We start from the raw sequence: 16,784 nt of genomic DNA on the forward strand, positions 1-16,784 counted from the left end.
CGGTAGGATTTCCAGCGAGAGCAGCCGGTTCCGGCTGGGTTGACAGCGGGAGGAGAACGGTGGCCGAACCAGACGAACGAGGATGGCTGGCACGCAAGGCGCTACCCAGCGGCAACGAACCGGATCCGCGCTTCACACTGGCCAATGAGCGCACCTTCCTGGCCTGGATCCGCACCTCGCTGGCCTTCCTGGCCGGCGGCATAGCCCTGGAGGCCTTCGCCTTCGACGCTTTCCCCACCGACCTGCGCAAGGCCATCTCGATCCTCGTCATCTGCCTGGGCCTGCTGATCAGCGCCGGTGCGGTGTTCCGCTGGCTGCGGATCGAGTCGAGCATGCGCAACCACCGTCCGCTGCCGTTCCCGGCGATCGTGCCGCTGCTGGGGATCGGCGGGGCCCTGGCCGCTGCGGTCATCGTCGTCGTCCTCGCGGTCTCGGGATAGGCCCGTCGATGACCATCCCCATCACGCGCGGACACCAGGACCCGGGGCTGCAGCCCGAACGCACCGTCATGTCCTGGGGCAGGACCACCCTGTCGCTGTTCGTGGTCAGCGCCGTGTTCCTGCGCTGGATGCACCACTACGGGCCGTCGATTCTGATCCTGGTGGCCGTGGGGGGCCTCGGGGCCCTGTCCATCTACGCGACGCAGCGCCGCCGCTACTCCACCCGCACCCGGGGGATCGCCGAAGGCCGTCTGGAGGCCGATGTGGCCGCCATCTTCTGGACCGCCGGTGCGGTCATGATCCTGGGGGTCCTGGCCTTGATCGTGGTTACGGCGACCTGACGGTCAACCAGATCGTCTTGAGCTGGGTGTACTGTTCCAGCGCTTCCAAACCGTTGTCACGCCCCCCGAAACCCGAGCTCCGGTAGCCGCCGAACGGGGTGGTGATGTTGCCTTCGCTGTAGCCGTTAATGGCCACGGTTCCTGCCCGTACCCCGCGGGCCAGCCGGATCGCCCGATCGATATCGTGGGACCAGATGGTCGCGGCCAAACCGTAGGTCGTGTCGTTGGCCAGGGCCAACGCTTCGTCCTCGTCGTGAAACCCGATCACCGCGACGACGGGACCGAAGACCTCCTGGCGGGCGATCGGCATCGCGGCGGTGACCTGGTCGATGACGGTCGGGGCGATAAACCAGCCGCCGCTGTCTTCGAAGAGGGCTCGTCCTCCGGTGACGATCCGTGCCCCGGCCGCTTGGGCTTCATCGATGAACCGCAGGACCCGGGCCAACGCCTCGGCCTCGATCAGCGGGCCGAGAATCGTCTCGGGCTCTGCGGGATCCCCGACGGTCCGCTGCTCGGCTTGCCGGGCCAGTTCCGCCACGAAGTCAGCCCGCAGCGATTCATGCACCAGGATGCGTGAGCCCGCCGAACAGTTCTGCCCCGAAGCCCAGAACGCCGCCTCCGCCAGATTGGCGGCCACCTGCGGCAACCTATCAGCATTATCTGCCAGTACGATCTGCGGTGACTTTCCACCACATTCCAGGGTGATGTTCTTCAGGTTGCTATCGGCGGCATACCGCAGGAACTGCCGACCCACCTCGGTGGAACCGGTGAACGTGATCATATCGACGTCCGGGTGCAGGCCCAGGGCCTTCCCGGCAATGTGCCCGAGGCCCGGTGCCACGTTGAACACCCCATCGGGGATGCCCGCCTCGGTGGCCAGTTCGGCAATCCGCAAGGTGGATAAGGAGGCCAGTTCAGGGGGTTTGACCACCAGAGAGTTCCCTGCAGCCAAGGCAGGGGCCATTTTCCAGGCGAGCATGGCTGCCGGAAAATTCCAGGGCAGGACCGCCCCGACGACGCCGATGGGCTCGCGGACGATGAGCCCGAGCGCGCCGGGGCCGGTGGGTGCGACCTTGCCGAAGACCTTGTCGATGGCTTCGGCATACCAGCGGATGGTGCCAATGGTGTCCGGAAGGTCGAATTCATGGCAATCGGCCAGCGGCCGGCCAGCATCCAAGGATTCCAGCCCGGCCAATTCGGTGGTGGCTGCCTCGATGAGATCGGCCAGACGCAGCAGCACCTGTTGACGTTCGGCGGGCTCGGCCTCGGACCAGACCCCCGAATCGAAGGCGGTGCGGGCACTGGACACGGCGGCATCGACATCCGCGGGGCCGCAGGCCGTGACCTCGGCAATCGGGCGGCCGGTGGCGGGGGAGCGGGACGTGAACGTGGCCCCGTCGGCGGCAGGGCGGAACCTGCCGTCGATATAGGCCCCCGTGCGCAGGGGTCCGGTGGAGGGGTCGGTCATTTCTGCCTCCATCCGGATGGTCGACGTGCCTTGATCGTAGCCCCGACACCCCGGCCCCGACCATGGTTATTCCGGAACGACGGCGGTGCCTTCCGTGAGGGTTCCCGCGGTGCGCACCTGGGCGTAGACGCCCATATTCGTGTGCCCGAAGGCATCGTGGAGTAATTGCAGGACCGGCAGATCCCGCCGCGAGCTCACGGGGTCCACTTCGGTGGCCGGGCATCTGCCGATCTCTTGGAAGACCTCGAGCCGGGCACCCCCGGCCCGCAGGAAACCGCCCTGCAGCTGCCGTTCGGCCCAGGGAGGCAGGCCATCGAGGTAGATATTGGCACGGAACCGCAGGGGATTCACCTCGGTGCCGGCGATCCGGGACAGTTCCCGGACGGAGGCCAGATTGATGATCGACACGGCTTGGGCTTCCTCATCACCCTTGGACAACAGATCGGGGAAACACCGCCCGGGTTCGTGGGCGACAACCGGCACATCGTCCCAGGCCAGACCCAGCAATTCGGCCACCGTCGACGCCAGCCGGTCGCGGCCGGCAGGGGTGGACAGGTCGGCGTGTACCACCTCTCCGCCGTCGCGCTGCGGGCGAGCGAGGGTGATCGTCCGCGTCGAGGAGTCGTAATGGCTGCGCAATCCAGCCAAGGCAAAATCGCGAGCCAGAACATGAAAATTACGTTTGCCCAGATTCTGCGCTGTGTTCGGGACGTACTTGCCTGCCGCCCGGGCGAGCGCGTAGATCCGGTCGTCGGGGAAACCCTGCCCGGGACGGAGCCCGACCTCGGTGAGCGGCTGCGGGGACAGGCCCTTGACCGGATAGTGGTAGAGGGCGGCGATGGAGGCGCCGGTACCGCCCGGCGGGGATTTCGGACTCTGCTGCACGGCTCCAGTCTAGAGGTGATGCCTTGCTAATCTGGCCGGGTGAGTTTCCTGATCATTGCCGCACTGTTGGGCCTGCTCTACTTCTGGCTGCGCCATAAGGACCGGCGCATGCTGCGCAACGGCGTCGTCCTGGTGGCTGCCTGCTGGTTTGCCCTCACCGGGGCCACGGCGCTGTTGAGCAACTGGTCCCCGGTCTTCGACGACATCACCGTGGGCATCCTGGCCCTGGTTCCCCTGGCGGTGATCGTCCTGGCTGGATTCCTCATCGCCAACGGGCTGACCATGATGCGCAGCGAAGGCCGCCGGCTGGGGAACCTGCTGACCCTGGTGCTGGGCATCGCGATGTTGGTGCTGCCGGTACTCGCCCTGCTGCTGGTCTTCACGCTCCAGCCACTGCTGGTGGGACTAGCGTTTTTGCTCTTCTTCCTCTGCGGCTATCTCGGAGTCGTCTTCGTCATCTTCCTCGCCTACGCCGTGGCCTACGGCCGCATGGAACACGATATCCACCCCGAAGCCATCACGATCCTGGGTTCGCGGTTGATCGACGGGAAGGTTCCCCCGCTATTGGCCAGTCGGCTGGACCAGGCCATCGAACTCCACCGGCAGGCACCGGACCCGAAACCATTGCTGATTCCCTCCGGCGGCCAAGGCCACGACGAGTCGCGGCCCGAAGGGGAGGGGATGGCCGAATACCTGTACGACGCCGGAATCCCTGCTGCCGACGTGGCACCGGAGAACCAGGCGAAGACGACCCGGGAGAATCTGCGCCTCTCCCGCGAGGTCCAGAATGCGGCAGGGCGCCCCGGACCGTTGCTGGTGGTGACCAATAACTACCATGTGCTGCGGGCAGCCCTGTTGGCCCGCAAATACGACGTCGATGCCCAGGTGGTCGGTTCCCCGACCGCCCGCTACTACGTCCCCAGCGCCTTCCTGCGGGAATTCGTGGCCATCATCAACGAACATCGCGTCCTCAATGCGGTGTTGTGCCTGCCGTTCTTCGCCATTTCCGGTTTCATCGTCCTGGGCGTGCTGGCGGGGCAATAGCCCCGGGGGCCCGGCCGGCCGGCGGAGTCCAGGGCTTCAGCCATTCCGTTTCCTTCCAGCCGTCCGCGGCGGCCATCAACTCGAACCAGGTGGCCCCATCGATGGACTCACGGATGATGTCCGCATGCCCGCAGTGCCGGGCGATCTCCTCGATCAGGTGCCCCAGGACCCAGCGGATGGACCAGGCATCGATATCGCGGGGGAACCACGGGGCGTTGCGGGGCACAGGGACCGCTGCATCGAGGTCGGCGGCCTGCACGATCCGCGTCGTTTCGTGCTCCTGGGCCTCCAGTTCCGCGAGCAGTGTGTGCAGGGTTTCGGCATCGGTCACCGTGTACTGGTCCGCGTAGCGCGCGACGGCCTCGCCGAAGGGGACGGCGTCCCCGGCCGGCGGGTGGGGCGCAGCGGCGACCCTGCTCATCCAGCTGGCCTCGCAGGTGTTCACGTGTTTGATCAGCGCCCCGATGGACAAGGCCGAGGCGCTCGGCGTGGAACGGGCCTGGGCCTCGGTCAGCCCGTGGGCGATGGTGCGCAGGTTCGTGCGCTGCTGGTCCAAGAAGGCGAGCAGCAGGGACTTTTCGTCGGCGACGGGGCCGGGCATGGCGGGCATGGTCTCTCCTTTTAGTGGTGACGCGGCAGATACAGGTCGCGCAGTAGGGCGATCTCGGCACCGTGGTGAATGATTTCGCGGTGGATGTGTAGGACCAGATCGGCCATCGGCGCCTGCGCGAAGGGGCCCTCGGACTCCCCGCAGGGGCCTTCGAGGCCGCTCTCGTCCAGTGAGGCGACGCCGGCCATCCAGCGAGAGGAGGCGGCGTCGAGCTGTTCCAGGGCTTCGGCGGCGGTACCGGCATAGGCGTGTGTTTGATAGCTGCATGCGGGGCCGGCGAAGTGATCGGCATTGCGTTGTCCCAGAACCCCCACGATCACATGGGACAGCCGCCAGGCGATGGAGGTGAAGGGTGCCGGTTCGGGCATCGGGAAGGCGAAGTCGATGACGAAGTCCCCCGAACCGGCGGTGACGGCGCCTGCGTAGGCGGGGCCAGCTTCGCCGCGGGGCCTGACGGTCCAGCAATCGGCCACGGGTTCGCTGAGATACTCCTGATCGGTGAGCCCCTCCAAACGTGGACGGAGCTGGTTCTCCCAATGCCATCTCAGTTGTTCCCTGAGGCGCCGGTTCCACTCTGTTGGTGCTGTTCTGTCTTCCGTTTGCGTGGTCATCTCATCAGTGTGCTGCAGCTATAGGACTGTTTCTGTCCGCTATAGGTGGGAGACTGGGGTCATGAGCGAAACCCTCGAACGCGTGCTGCGCCTGCTCGGTCTGCTGCAGTCGCGCCCGGTCTGGACCGGTACCGAGCTGGCCGCTGAGCTGGCGGTGACCACGCGGTCGGTGCGGCGTGACGTCGAACGCCTACGTGGCCTCGGCTACCCGGTACGGGCCACCCAGGGAGTCGGCGGCGGCTACCAGCTCGGTGCCGGGAGAGAACTGCCACCGCTATTGCTCGACGATGGGGAGGCTGTGGCCGTCGCTGTCAGTCTGCGGGTGGCTGCCGGGGGATCGATCGCCGGGGTGGGGGAGCCGGCGTTGCGGGCCCTCTCGAAGCTGGACCAGATGCTTCCCTCCCGGTTGCGTGGTTCGGTCGAAGCGGTGGCGGGGGCCACGGTATCCCTCGATGGCACCCGTGGAGGCGAGGGGCCGGTGCCCATCGCTTTGCTGCTGGAGTTGGCCCATGCGATCCGCACCCCCGAGCAGGCCACCTTCGATTACCTGAAAGCGGGCGTCGAAGGGCCCGGGGTTCAGCGACGCGTGGAACCCTATCGTCTGGTGTCCGCCGGACGACGTTGGTATCTCATGGCCTTCGACCTGGACCGTGATGATTGGCGGACCTTCAGGTTGGACCGCATCGTTGCGGTGCACCGCACGGGCTGGCGGTTCATTCGCCGCAGTGCCCCGGACGCCGTCCAGTTCGTCCAGCGGGCGATCTCACAGAACCCCTACGCCCATATCGCCCGCTTCAGAATCGCCGCCCCCGCGGCAGCCGTGCGCGCCTCGATCCCGCCGAATGTGGCCGCCGTGGAACCCGATGGCGAAGACGCCTGCCTCTTGACCGCGGGTGGCAACTCGTGGGAACTGATCGCCGTCCACGTCGCCCTGCTTGGCTTCGAGGCCACGGTGCTGGAACCGGCAGGACTTAAAGCTGCGCTGGGGGAACTCGGGGACCGGCTGAATCGCCTGGCTGGTGGCTGATGGGACCCCCACTACACTGGAGCGTCAGGTCTGCCTGCGAACCCGCCGAAAGGGCATGATGAAAAAACATTTGAGGAACGTGGCCACCGCCGCGTTGATCTGCGCCGCCCTTCCGCTGGCCGCCTGCACGACGCCGGAACCAGGGCCCGCCTCCAGCGGGTCCGCCGGTGCTGCTTCATCCGGTGCCAGCTCGGAAGGAACCGGTTCTCCGGAATCGACGTCGGCCCCGGGCTCGGAGGGATCCGCGCAGTCCTCAGCGGGTTCGGCATCGCCGTCGTCCCCTCCCGAGACGCCCGCGGCAGAAACCGCGGCGCAGAAACGCCTCGACACCCTGAGCCTGGAACAACGCGTGGGACAGGTCCTCATGATGGGGGTCCCGGCCGCGGGGGCCACCGCCGCGGACCTGGGCATCGTGCAGAAGAACCACGTGGGCAACGTCTTCCTCAAGGGCCGCAGCGCCGTCGGACTGCAGGGAACCGCCGCCGCAGTGCAGAAGATCGAAGACACCGTCACGCAGAAGACCACCGGCGGTGTGGGACAGTTCATCTCCACCGACCAGGAAGGCGGCAAGGTCCAGGTCCTGAAAGGTCCCGGCTATTCCACCATCCCCGCCGGTCTCACCCAAGGCTCCTGGGACCCGAAGACCCTGGAACGCCGGGCCACCGGCTGGGGCAAGGAACTGGCGGAATCAGGTATCAACGTCAACCTCGCGCCGGTCGCCGATACCGTGCCGTCCTCCATCGGTGCGGCCAACGCACCGATCGGTGCGTTCGGCAGGGAATACGGGAAGACCCCGGGCAGTGCGCAGGCCGGATCCTCGGCCTTTGCTGCGGGCATGGACTCTGCAGGGGTCAGCCCGGTGATGAAGCATTACCCCGGGTTGGGGCGGGTCGGCCAGAACACCGACGTGTCCCATGGGGTCACCGACACGGTGACGACCCGCGACGACGAATCCCTTGAACCCTTCCAAGCGGGGATCGACGACGGGGCGGACTTCATCATGCTCTCCAGCGCCTACTACTCCCGGATCGATGCGAAGAACCCGGCAGCCTTCTCCGATACCGTCATCAACGGGATGCTGCGCGAGGACCAGGGATTCGACGGGATCGTCATTTCCGACGATATGTGCGATGCCACTCAGTTCCGTGACTGGAAATATGCCACCCGGGCCAAGAAGTTCTTCGACGCAGGAGGCACCATGATGCTCTGCGTGAACCAGGACGCCATCGGACCCATCACCGCTGGTCTCGTCGCCGAGGCGAAGGCGGACCCGGGGTTCAAGGCCAAAATCGACGCGGCAGCCTTACTCGTCCTGAAGGTCAAGGACGGGCTATAGGCCTGGCCTGCGGGCCACGCCAGTGCATCCGTGCATGCTGCGGGCCCAGTTCGGCCACCGAGGAAACACCCAGCAACGTGGTGACCACCCGCAGCTCCTCGGCCAGGATATCCAGCGCCCGTTGCACCCCGGCCCGGCCACCGGCCATCAGCCCATACATATAGGCACGACCGATCAGGGTGAAGTCGGCACCGGCGCAGAGTGCGGCGGCGATATCCCCGCCGGACATGATGCCCGAATCGAGGATGAGTTCGATATCGGGGCCCACGGCGTCGCGGACCTCGCGCAGCGCCTGCAGGCTCGCCGGGGCGCGGTCGAGCTGACGACCACCATGGTTGGAGACCACCAGGCCGTCGGCGCCGGATTCCAACGCCTTGCGGGCATCTTCGGCGGTGAGCACCCCCTTGACGAAGAGTTGGCCCGGCCACACCGAACGCAACCACCTGAGGTCCTGCAGCGACAGGGTCGGGTCGAACATCGAGTTGATCAGCTCGGGCAGTGAATGCGAGGTGCCGCTGAGCGAGGCGAACTTCAGCGAGTCGGTGGTCAGGAAGTTGAACCACCACTCGGGACGGTAGGAGGCGTCGAGGACCGTCTTGAGGTTCAACTTCGGAGGGATGGTCATGCCGTTGCGGACATCGCGCAGGCGTTGACCGGCAATGGCGGTGTCCACGGTGACCATCAGGGTGTCATAGCCGGCGGCTGCTGCCCGATTGACCAGATCGAGCGATGCCTCGTGGTCGTTCCAGAGGTAGAGCTGGAACCAGCGCCGGGCTGCCGGTTGGAAGGCGGCGACCTCCTCGATGGACCGCGTGCCCATCGTCGAGAGGGTGTAGGGGATGCCGGTGTCGACGGCGGCGCCGACCCCTGCTTCCTCACCTTCGGAGTGCATGAACCGGGTGAAGCCCGTCGGGGCGATGCCCACCGGCAGCGCGGACCGGGCCCCGGCAATCGTCGTGGACAGATCGACTGTGGGGTGTCCGCCGAGGATGCCCGGGAGGAACTCCACCTCGGAGAAGGCCTGCCGGTTGCGGCGGAGCGTCTCCTCGTTTCCGGCACCGCCGTCCACGTAGTCAAAAGCGGGTTTGGGGGTCCGTCGGCGGGCGATCCGGCGCAGGTCCCACAGGTCGGCCGCCTGGGCCAGCCGGTTGGCCCGGAAGTCCAGGCTCGGGCGTTCGAACTGCAGGAGCGGGCGCAGCTCGGAGAGCTGAGGGAAATTGCGTTGCATGGGTCCCTTCGGGGCCGGGCCGAATGTTCTCTACGGTCAAGATGTGGCGATGTCGATGACGACCTTCACGTCGCCGTCGCGGTGTGTGAAGGCCTCGGCATAGTCTTCCATGGGGTGGCGTCGGCTGATGAGCCGCCCCAACCATGAGGGGTCTGCCTTCGCCAGGGCTTCGGCACCTTGCTCGTAGTGTCGACGGTTGGCGTTGACGGAACCGAAGACGACGTCGTTTTCCAACACCGCAGTGCGGTTCATCGTCCCGACGTCCAGCGTCGTCTTGCCTCCCGGGCTCGAAACCCCCGTCAGGCAGACGATGGCGTTCTTGCCGTTATTGGCGATCGCGTCCACGATCACCGGCGCCACCCCGGTGCATTCGATGATGATGTCCGGTTCGAGGCCGGAATCCGGCAAGGAGTCGGTGTGGAAATGGGCCCCTAGATCGGCCACCAGTTGGGGTTTCGGCCCGTCGGTGACGACATCGTAAACGTGGACCTCGTAGCCGCGTTGCACCCCCAAGAGTGCGGCGAGCAAACCGACCGGACCGGCACCGGTGATCGCCACGACCCGCGGGGCGAAGAACGCGCGGGCCCCAATGCGTTCGACCTGATCCCAGGCCTTGGCCACGATGGTCGTCGGTTCCAGTAGGACACCGACGTCGGCCAGGGAGGTATCGAGTTTAACCAGATGTCCCGGATCCTCGCGCCACTGTTCGCGGCCGAAACCATCCAGGGAAGCGATGCCATGCTCGGTGTACTTCCCATTCAGGCACATATCCCATTCACCGGCGGCACACGCACCGCAGGGGACCGGGTCGGGCCGGCGGACAATGCCGACCACCAGATCTCCAGCGGAGAATCCCGACTCCTGGGGTGCCTGGCTGACTCGCCCAAGATTCTCATGCCCGATCACCAGCACGTCCCGGCCCTCCGGGGCGGTGCCGTACTCGGCGTTGATGATCTCCCGGTCCGTCCCGCACAGCCCGATGGCCAGGGCATCGACCAGGACGCTGCCTTCGGATGGTTCGGGGGGCCCCACCTCCTGCAGGGTCAGCGAATCCTTGCTTCCCGGCGTGACGGTGAGGGCCTTCATGAACACTCCTTGGGTGGGTGGCGCGGGGCGGTGGTGGCGGGGCTGGTTAGCCGCTGAGGGGCATCCGCGGAATATTTGGTTTGCCGTCGCTTCCGGCCCCATACGCCTTCAGGGCGATCTTGGTGGCCAGCTCCTCGTTGATCCGATATTTATAGATCGGTGGAACAGGTACCTGATCCGCTGCGGCCAGGGCTGCATGTGCTGCGGGCGCAACGATCTTCTCGTGGATCCGATGCCTTCTGAACAGGCTCATGATGACCTCCTCGTCAACCCGGCAGATGCTGCTGGTTCTTTCAGGATACGCCGAATATCCCCGGAAACCAGAGGATCGACGGATCCCCTTCGCCGCGATTGCCGGGACCTTCATACCCGGTTCACCACCCGTTGATTCAGCCGTCGTCCGGGGTGGGCAGCATGGACGTGGAGCACCCGCACCCCGAGCGCCGAAGGAACCGAATCGCATGGCATTTCGCCGCACGTCCACTCCGAAACCCCGCCGACCGCTGACAGTTCTTATCCTCCTCGTCGCCGTTCTGGTGATCCCCACCGCAGTAGTCCCTGCCGCTGCCGCCCCGGCACCCGCCGTGGCACCGGAGGCCATGAAAGCAAAGCCGCCGTCCGCTGACCCGCTGCTGATCGGACACCGTGGAGCTGCCGGGGTGGCACCGGAAAACACGGTGGCCGCGTTCAGGGCAGGAAGGGCAGCCGGCGTCGATTTCATCGAAACGGATGTCCAGCTCAGTGCCGATGGGGTGCCGTTCCTCTTCCATGACAACACCCCGGCACGGACGACCAACGTCGAGGAGGTTTTTCCCGGCCGGGAGAAGGACCCGATTACTTCCTTCAGCTGGGCAGAGCTGCGACGTCTGGACGCCGGTTCCTCCTTCGATCGCCGGTTCGCCGGGGCACGGATCCCCCATCTGGATGACATTGCCCGCACTGCGAACCGCAGAACGGGGGTGTACCTGGAGATCAAGTCCCCGCAGAACTCCCCCGGAATCGAGAACGTCGTGGCCACGAAGCTGGCCGAGGACCCCGCCTGGAGACGGCTGGTGAACGCCGGGAAGGTCAACGTGCTGGGATTCGATGCTTCCTCCAATCGCCGGTTCGCTACCCTGGCACCACGTATTCCGTTGCAGCAGCTGGTCGGCTCCGTGCCAACGGCACGGACCCTGGCCGATTGGTCGACCTTCGCCGATTCGGTGGGCACCAACTACCGCACGCTGACCTCCGAAGGGGTCGGCAAAGTCCACGCAGCGGGACTCGGCCTCGGGGTCTACACGGCGAACTCACCTGAGGCCATCGATGCCGCCGTCGATCTGGGAGTGGATATGGTCACCGGGGACTTCCCCCAGCAAAGCGTGCGATTACAGGCCGGCAGGAATCCATTCCCCCGGGCTCGTGGCCTGGAGATCGCCGAGATGGTCAATAACCCGCCCGGCAACGACATCGAATTCGGGGCCGGGGAATATGCCGTCGTTCGCAATACCTCGGCACGGACCATCGACGTCACCGGGCTGGTGCTGCGTGACGCGGCGAACAACACCCTGACGGTCGGTGCCGGCTACCGGATCGCTCCCGGCGGAGAGCTGCGCGTCCATACGGGCCCCGGGAACAACACCGCCACCGCCTACTTCAACGGCGGCACGTCAGCGATCCTGAATAACGACGGCGACTCGGTGGCCCTCTGGGATCAGCGGGGACGACTGCACGACGTTTTTGCCAACTGAACACCATGAGAGCAAGCGACCGCCCGTACATGACCTCTTGACGACCGCCGGTGGGCGGCAGATGATCGAGCAGGTACGGCGGACAGCAGGATCTGATGACGGAGGCAGCATGCGCGAGGTCAAGGTGGGACTGTTCCAATCGGTCGACGGGGTGGTCGAAGCGCCCAACCTCTGGCAGTTCGACAGCTTCGACGAGGAGCTTGGTGCCGGGATGACCTCCATGATGGAACAGTCGGACACCGTTCTGCTGGGGCGGCGCAGCTACCAGGAGTGGGCCGGGTACTGGCCGAATGCGGGGAAGGACGACCCATTCGCCGCCTTCATCAATCCCGTCGAGAAGTTCGTGGCCTCCCGCACGCTCACCGGGGAGCTCGCCTGGCAGAACTCGACGTTGATCCAGCGCCCCTTGGAGGACTTCGTCCGCGAACTACGCCAATCCGACGGCGGGGACATTTCGGTCTGCGGCAGCATTTCGGTGGTACGCCAACTCTTGTTCGCCGGCCTGCTGGATTCCCTGCTGTTGATGGTCCACCCGGTGATCGCCGGAGCCGGGAAGCACCTGTTCGAACCCAGCGACCCGGTGACCCGGTTGGTGCTGCAAGATTCCCGGCAAACCAGCAAGGGCAATATGTTGCTCAGCTATGGCCGGCATAGTGACTGAGGGGCCGGGGCTGCCGGCTTCACGGTAACGGTTGTGCGATCTTGAAAAGGGCACCTGTTGGATCCGATAGGGCGGCAACCCTGCCGAAAGGGGTGTCCGAGGGCGAGTCAATCACACTGGCCCCCAGGCCCAGCGCTTCGGCGATCGTCGCCTCGGCGTCCACGACCTGAAAGTAGACCCGCCATGCTGCGGGGTGGCCCGTGGGTAGGTGGGCGGTCGCATCGAGGATCCCCGCGGTGGCCTGCGGTCCCTGACCCAGGGTCGTGTAGTGGAAGTCATCGGTTGCGGAAACGACGGTGGTCTCCCAGCCGAAAACCTGGCGGTAAAATTCCACGGCCTGCGCATAATTGCGGGCATGAAGTTCATGCCAGTAGGGGGCGCCCGGTGCCCCGTGCAGACGGAATCCCCGGTGCTCGTCGATCTCCCAGAGGCCCACCGAAGCCCCCGCGGGATCCTTGACGAGGGCCACCCGGCCCCGCGGAATGATCTCCGTGGTTGGAGCAAGGACCCGACCGCCCAGGCTGACGGCGACGGCGAGCGTGGCCTCGATGTCTTCCACGCGCAGGTAGGTGCTCCACGTATCGGGTAAACCCGCCTCGCCGTCGTTGCCGACGATCCCGGCGACCGGTAGCCCGTCCTTGAAGGCGGTGAAGTAGTGGCCGGCCTGTGCCGGGTCGGCGGTGTCGTAGGTCCATCCGAAAATTGCCGCATAGAACCTGCGGGCGCGCTCGGGTTGTGAAGACATCAGATCGATCCAACAGGGGGCACCGGGGCGGGGGACGGGCATGGGCATGACGACCTCCTAGGATGGCGCGGATGGAACCGTGCGGTGAGTCTATGCCCGGGAGGCCGGTCGCGCCCATGGGTCCGGGGGTTCCCGTCCTCCGCGTCATCCCCGGCGGGGGTGGCAGACTGTTCGCCACGGGCAGGGTTCTGGCCTACGGTGAAGCCATGGCCATCCTCTACCGTGCTGAGCTCACCCCCTCAAAACAAGAAATCGTCACCGCCTGGCTTGCCCGCCAATCGTGGTCGGGAGTTGCAGCAGGCGATTCCATCGAGATGATCGGCGCCTACCGGTTCGATGACCCCGACGAAAAAATCGGCATCGAAACCCATCTGGTCCAACGCTCCGACGGCACGGTCCTGCACGTCCCGTTGACCTACCGTGATGCCGCCGTGGCTGGGGCCGAGGAGCATCTGGCCGGGGAAATGGAGCATTCGGTGCTCGGGCATCGCTGGATCTACGACGCCACCGGAGACCCGGTCTATGCTGCGGCGCTGGCTTGGACCATCGTGCGCGGGCAGGCCGGCGCTGACCAGTTCCGCGATATCGACGGAACCTTGGTGCTCCAGCCCAACACCGTCGTCGTCCACGGGTTTGGGGATCACTCGGCAACCGCCCCGGCCATCACGACGGCTGCTCCTTCCATCGCGGAAGAACCAGGGATGGGACCCGTCACCACGATCACCACCGATGGTCCTGCGCTGGCCGTCTACCGCACACCTCAGGTCGCTTCAGACGATGACGGGCACGAAGGTCAGCTCACCGGCCGCTGGGATGGGCTCGGGAACGCATTGCTCTTGGCAGCCCTCGCCTGAGCTGCCCGGCCGAGGAGCCCCAGCCGCTGCCCGTAGGATGTGGTCCATGACGACTCAGAGCGCAATCTTCGTGGATGCCGGGTTCCTCTTGGCCATCGGCGGGCAGCATACGGTGGGTACGTCGCTCCGTTCGGCCTTCCGAGTGGATTACGAACGGCTCGTCGAAGGCATTGCCGCCATTGCGCGGGAAGACAGCTCCCTGCCGGTGCTGCGCACCTATTGGTATGACGCCTCCCGCGATGGGCTCTTCACCGACCACCATAAACGCATCGGCATGGTCGACGGCGTCAAAGTACGGTTGGGCCGCATCTCCTATAGCGGTGAGCAGAAGGGCGTGGATCTGCGTCTGGCGCTGGACCTCGTGGGACTGGCCCGCAGCGGAGCCGTCTCGGTGGTCTACCTCGTCTCCGGGGACGACGACCTGGCCGAGGCCGTCGAGGAAGCCCAGGATCTGGGGGTGCAGGTCAAACTCATCGGTTTGCGCCAACCAGAGACCCGCATCGGTCTGGCCTCGGTGGCCGAACATTTGGCCCTGTGCGTGGACGGCATCACCGAGCTTCCCGCCGAGCTGCTCCACCAGACGTTCACCCGGACGGTCACTCAGGGGTCGATGCCCGGCCCGGGAGTCCATGCCACCTCCGGGACGACGCCGGAAGGTGCGGCGGGTGCCACGATTCCGGGCCCGGAGGAAACCCTGCCGGTGACGACGGCCAGGCCCGAAGAGACCCCGGCGCGTCCGCAACGACCGGTGCCCGGCCCATCCCCGGTGCGCATCCCCACGAACACCGGGCAGCTTCCGTACGTGCCATCGGCCGGACCACAGCTGGTCCACTCCTCAAGCAAGGAAAACTCAGCCCTCGCCACGGGTGGAGCCTCCGAAGCCAGCGATAGCGCGTTATTGCGGGCCGTCGGCGAGGTTGGAGCGAGCGTGGCGGACAACTGGTTTGTGAATACCACCCAGCGCGAACTCACCGAACTGCAAGCTGACCGACCGTTACTGCCGCCCGAGATCGACCGGGTGCTGCTCAAGGATTGTGCCCAGCAGATCGGTGAATGGAAAACCGATATCCAGGTGGTGCGTCGGGCCTTGCGCGCCTCTTTCTGGGACCGGCTCGACGAACTGACCTGACCCGCCCGACGGTTAACCTTTTACTGGCCCACTAGTAGGGTCGACAGTATGAGTGAAGATGATGGCGCTCCGACGGCTGACACAACGGAGCCCCGACAGCAGACCGGGGCCTCGTGGATCAGTAGCAACCGGCCAGCAAGCATGTATGCGGCGGTGATGATGCTCATCTCCGGCGGAGTCGTCTGGTCCATGGCCGGAGCCCCCGAGGAGGCGGCCAAAAATTGGCTGATTCTGGCGTGGATCCTGCTGACCTCCACCTTCACGGCGTTCGCACTCGCCCCGAGGCCGGTGCCCCGTCTCGTGAACTTCGCGCTGGCCGGCGCCGTAGTGGCCGTCGTCGTGTGGGTGTGGTCGCCCGGCGTGCAGGAGAGTAGCCTGGCCACGCCCTTCATTCCCCTGGCGATCGGGGCCGTGTCAATGGCTTTTTCCGGGGGCCGCTTCTGGCCCGAAGCAGCGGATCCCGAAGGGATCTCACAGCAGCACGGTTGAGGCGTCTCAGCGCCGCCCGTTGCCGGCATCGTGCACGAGTTCGCGGATACCTGCGACGAAGTTCTTCCACGCCGAACGTTGCAGGGCGGGCGGTTCCTCGACCCCGCGGATACGGGCAGCCCACAACTCATTGGTCGTGCTGTCCAGCGCGTCCTGCGCCCAACCACCCATGAGCCCATACGCCGGGGCGCGGACCGGAGCGGGGGACAGGAAGATGTCGTGGAACCCGTCCTGGATCCGCCGGATGGTGACATCGCTTCCCAGCGAGGAAGCCCGTTCGGCCACGACGTCGACATTCAGGGCGACATCGGCGGTGGTGGCCTCGACGGACCAGCGTGGCTGCAGATAGCTTCGGGAGGAGAGCATCACCAGGACCGGAATCTCCAGGTCCAGCCCGCGGGCGACGGTGGCCTGTCCTTCAAAGACGGCGTTGAGGAAGGAGCGGGTCAGCCGGAATCCGCGTTCGGGTCGCCAGGCCAGGTCGTAGTCCCATTCGCCGTCGAACCGGCTCGAGACGGCCCGGGTGTAGATGCCCGGGTCGATGGTCGGCAGCGAGGCCGCCGGGCGTAGCCAGGACCCGGCATGCATCAGCGGGGCCATCATCGCCCGGCCGATATCCCGCCCCTGGAACTCCAGCCACGGGGAGTTCAGGACCAGGGCGTCGACCTGCTGCGGATGGCGGGCGGCCCACAGTGTGGCCGTCAGACCGCCGGTGGAATGCCCCATCAACAACAAGGGGGTCGTGGACGCCGAATCGCGGCCCATGGCGGCCAGTGCCGCGGTGATCTCCTCGTCGTACTCGTCGAGTCTGGTGATGAATCCCGGAGTCGATCCCGGGCGGAGGCTGCGCCCGTAGTGGCGCAGGTCGACGGCGAAGAAGCGTGCCCCGGCACGATGCCAGAACTCCGCGAGCTCACGTTGGAAGAAATAGTCGGACCAGCCGTGGAGATATAAAACGTCGACCCCCGCCAGTTCCGGGACATTCCAATCCTGGATGCCGCCGTCGTACCTGACCAGGGTGGCCACCTCGCCCGATGGCAGGTCCAGGGTGAGCTGCTCAAACCCCGTGCCCAACACATCGGGAACCCACGTCGTCATGT

19 protein-coding genes are annotated in these 16,784 nt (G+C 66.1%); 10 read left to right on the forward strand and 9 right to left on the reverse strand.

The window, feature by feature from the left end; all coding sequences use genetic code 11:
- Window positions 1–59 precede the first annotated feature (59 nt).
- Both CIK75_RS09550 and CIK75_RS09555 read left to right on the forward strand, forming a co-directional pair.
- Complete coding sequence (locus CIK75_RS09550) at window positions 60–440, forward strand: DUF202 domain-containing protein (protein WP_086995914.1); 381 nt, start codon at window positions 60–62, stop codon at window positions 438–440.
- A gap of 8 nt (window positions 441–448) precedes the next feature.
- Window positions 449–781: a DUF202 domain-containing protein gene (locus tag CIK75_RS09555; protein ID WP_096223915.1), complete on the forward strand. Its 333-nt coding sequence runs from the start codon at window positions 449–451 to the stop codon at window positions 779–781.
- Here CIK75_RS09555 and CIK75_RS09560 read toward each other — a convergent pair.
- On the reverse strand, window positions 768–2,249 hold the full coding sequence (locus tag CIK75_RS09560) for an aldehyde dehydrogenase (protein WP_096223917.1): 1,482 nt from the start codon (window positions 2,247–2,249) through the stop codon (window positions 768–770). The two genes, CIK75_RS09555 and CIK75_RS09560, sit on opposite strands and share 14 nt — an antisense overlap.
- A 66-nt stretch (window positions 2,250–2,315) precedes the next feature.
- A complete protein-coding gene (locus CIK75_RS09565; RefSeq protein WP_096223919.1) occupies window positions 2,316–3,134 on the reverse strand; it encodes an MOSC domain-containing protein in 819 nt (272 codons plus the stop codon).
- Window positions 3,135–3,173: 39 nt separating this feature from the next.
- On the opposite strand from CIK75_RS09565, the gene CIK75_RS09570 reads away from it, so the two are divergent.
- The gene (locus tag CIK75_RS09570) at window positions 3,174–4,178 is read left to right on the forward strand and encodes a YdcF family protein (protein WP_241895387.1); all 1,005 of its coding nucleotides are present in this window, start codon (window positions 3,174–3,176) and stop codon (window positions 4,176–4,178) included.
- Here the strand turns inward: CIK75_RS09570 and CIK75_RS09575 are convergent.
- Window positions 4,147–4,788, reverse strand: coding sequence for a DinB family protein (locus CIK75_RS09575; protein ID WP_096223921.1), 642 nt, complete (start codon window positions 4,786–4,788; stop codon window positions 4,147–4,149). The genes CIK75_RS09570 and CIK75_RS09575 overlap by 32 nt on opposite strands.
- 11 nt (window positions 4,789–4,799) lie before the next feature.
- Entirely contained in the window at window positions 4,800–5,399 is a 600-nt protein-coding gene (locus CIK75_RS09580; RefSeq protein WP_096223923.1) for a DinB family protein, read from the reverse strand.
- Between the two features lie 61 nt (window positions 5,400–5,460).
- On the opposite strand from CIK75_RS09580, the gene CIK75_RS09585 reads away from it, so the two are divergent.
- Together CIK75_RS09585 and CIK75_RS09590 are read left to right on the forward strand one after the other, a co-directional pair.
- Window positions 5,461–6,426, forward strand: a complete 966-nt coding sequence (locus CIK75_RS09585) for a YafY family protein (protein WP_096223925.1) — start codon at window positions 5,461–5,463, stop codon at window positions 6,424–6,426.
- 55 nt (window positions 6,427–6,481) lie between these two features.
- Entirely contained in the window at window positions 6,482–7,762 is a 1,281-nt protein-coding gene (locus CIK75_RS09590; RefSeq protein WP_096223927.1) for a glycoside hydrolase family 3 N-terminal domain-containing protein, read from the forward strand.
- On the opposite strand, the gene CIK75_RS09595 is transcribed toward CIK75_RS09590, so the two are convergent.
- Genes CIK75_RS09595 through CIK75_RS09605 form a run of 3 tightly spaced genes read right to left on the reverse strand, consistent with a single transcriptional unit; the run spans window position 7,746 to window position 10,329 of the window.
- Entirely contained in the window at window positions 7,746–8,990 is a 1,245-nt protein-coding gene (locus CIK75_RS09595) for an alpha-hydroxy acid oxidase (RefSeq protein WP_096223929.1), read from the reverse strand. The genes CIK75_RS09590 and CIK75_RS09595 overlap by 17 nt on opposite strands.
- Window positions 8,991–9,026: 36 nt before the next feature.
- A complete protein-coding gene (locus CIK75_RS09600) occupies window positions 9,027–10,076 on the reverse strand; it encodes a glucose 1-dehydrogenase (protein WP_096223930.1) in 1,050 nt (349 codons plus the stop codon).
- Window positions 10,077–10,122: 46 nt separating this feature from the next.
- The gene (locus tag CIK75_RS09605; RefSeq protein WP_086995938.1) at window positions 10,123–10,329 is read right to left on the reverse strand and encodes a hypothetical protein; all 207 of its coding nucleotides are present in this window, start codon (window positions 10,327–10,329) and stop codon (window positions 10,123–10,125) included.
- 208 nt (window positions 10,330–10,537) lie between these two features.
- Here CIK75_RS09605 and CIK75_RS09610 point away from each other — a divergent pair, with 208 nt between their 5' ends.
- Window positions 10,538–11,806: a glycerophosphodiester phosphodiesterase family protein gene (locus CIK75_RS09610; RefSeq protein WP_096224056.1), complete on the forward strand. Its 1,269-nt coding sequence runs from the start codon at window positions 10,538–10,540 to the stop codon at window positions 11,804–11,806.
- A gap of 109 nt (window positions 11,807–11,915) precedes the next feature.
- The gene (locus tag CIK75_RS09615; RefSeq protein ID WP_096223931.1) at window positions 11,916–12,467 is read left to right on the forward strand and encodes a dihydrofolate reductase family protein; all 552 of its coding nucleotides are present in this window, start codon (window positions 11,916–11,918) and stop codon (window positions 12,465–12,467) included.
- A gap of 19 nt (window positions 12,468–12,486) precedes the next feature.
- Here CIK75_RS09615 and CIK75_RS09620 read toward each other — a convergent pair whose 3' ends face one another.
- Window positions 12,487–13,212 (reverse strand): VOC family protein, encoded by a 726-nt coding sequence (locus CIK75_RS09620; protein WP_241895388.1) that lies wholly within the window; start codon window positions 13,210–13,212, stop codon window positions 12,487–12,489.
- Window positions 13,213–13,328: 116 nt separating this feature from the next.
- On the opposite strand from CIK75_RS09620, the gene CIK75_RS09625 reads away from it, so the two are divergent.
- From CIK75_RS09625 to CIK75_RS09635, 3 genes are read left to right on the forward strand one after another with little or no spacing between them, the layout of a single operon-like run.
- Window positions 13,329–14,066, forward strand: a complete 738-nt coding sequence (locus tag CIK75_RS09625) for a hypothetical protein (protein ID WP_096223935.1) — start codon at window positions 13,329–13,331, stop codon at window positions 14,064–14,066.
- 46 nt (window positions 14,067–14,112) lie between these two features.
- The gene (locus CIK75_RS09630) at window positions 14,113–15,195 is read left to right on the forward strand and encodes an NYN domain-containing protein (RefSeq protein WP_096223937.1); all 1,083 of its coding nucleotides are present in this window, start codon (window positions 14,113–14,115) and stop codon (window positions 15,193–15,195) included.
- A gap of 48 nt (window positions 15,196–15,243) precedes the next feature.
- On the forward strand, window positions 15,244–15,684 hold the full coding sequence (locus CIK75_RS09635) for a hypothetical protein (RefSeq protein ID WP_143413310.1): 441 nt from the start codon (window positions 15,244–15,246) through the stop codon (window positions 15,682–15,684).
- Between the two features lie 6 nt (window positions 15,685–15,690).
- On the opposite strand, the gene CIK75_RS09640 is transcribed toward CIK75_RS09635, so the two are convergent.
- Complete coding sequence (locus CIK75_RS09640) at window positions 15,691–16,782, reverse strand: alpha/beta hydrolase (RefSeq protein WP_086995955.1); 1,092 nt, start codon at window positions 16,780–16,782, stop codon at window positions 15,691–15,693.
- Between the last annotated feature and the right edge of the window lie 2 nt (window positions 16,783–16,784).

Origin of the sequence: Glutamicibacter sp. BW78 (assembly GCF_002332245.1) — a bacterium.
GTDB classification, from domain to species: Bacteria; Actinomycetota; Actinomycetes; order Actinomycetales; family Micrococcaceae; genus Arthrobacter_H; species Arthrobacter_H rhombi_A.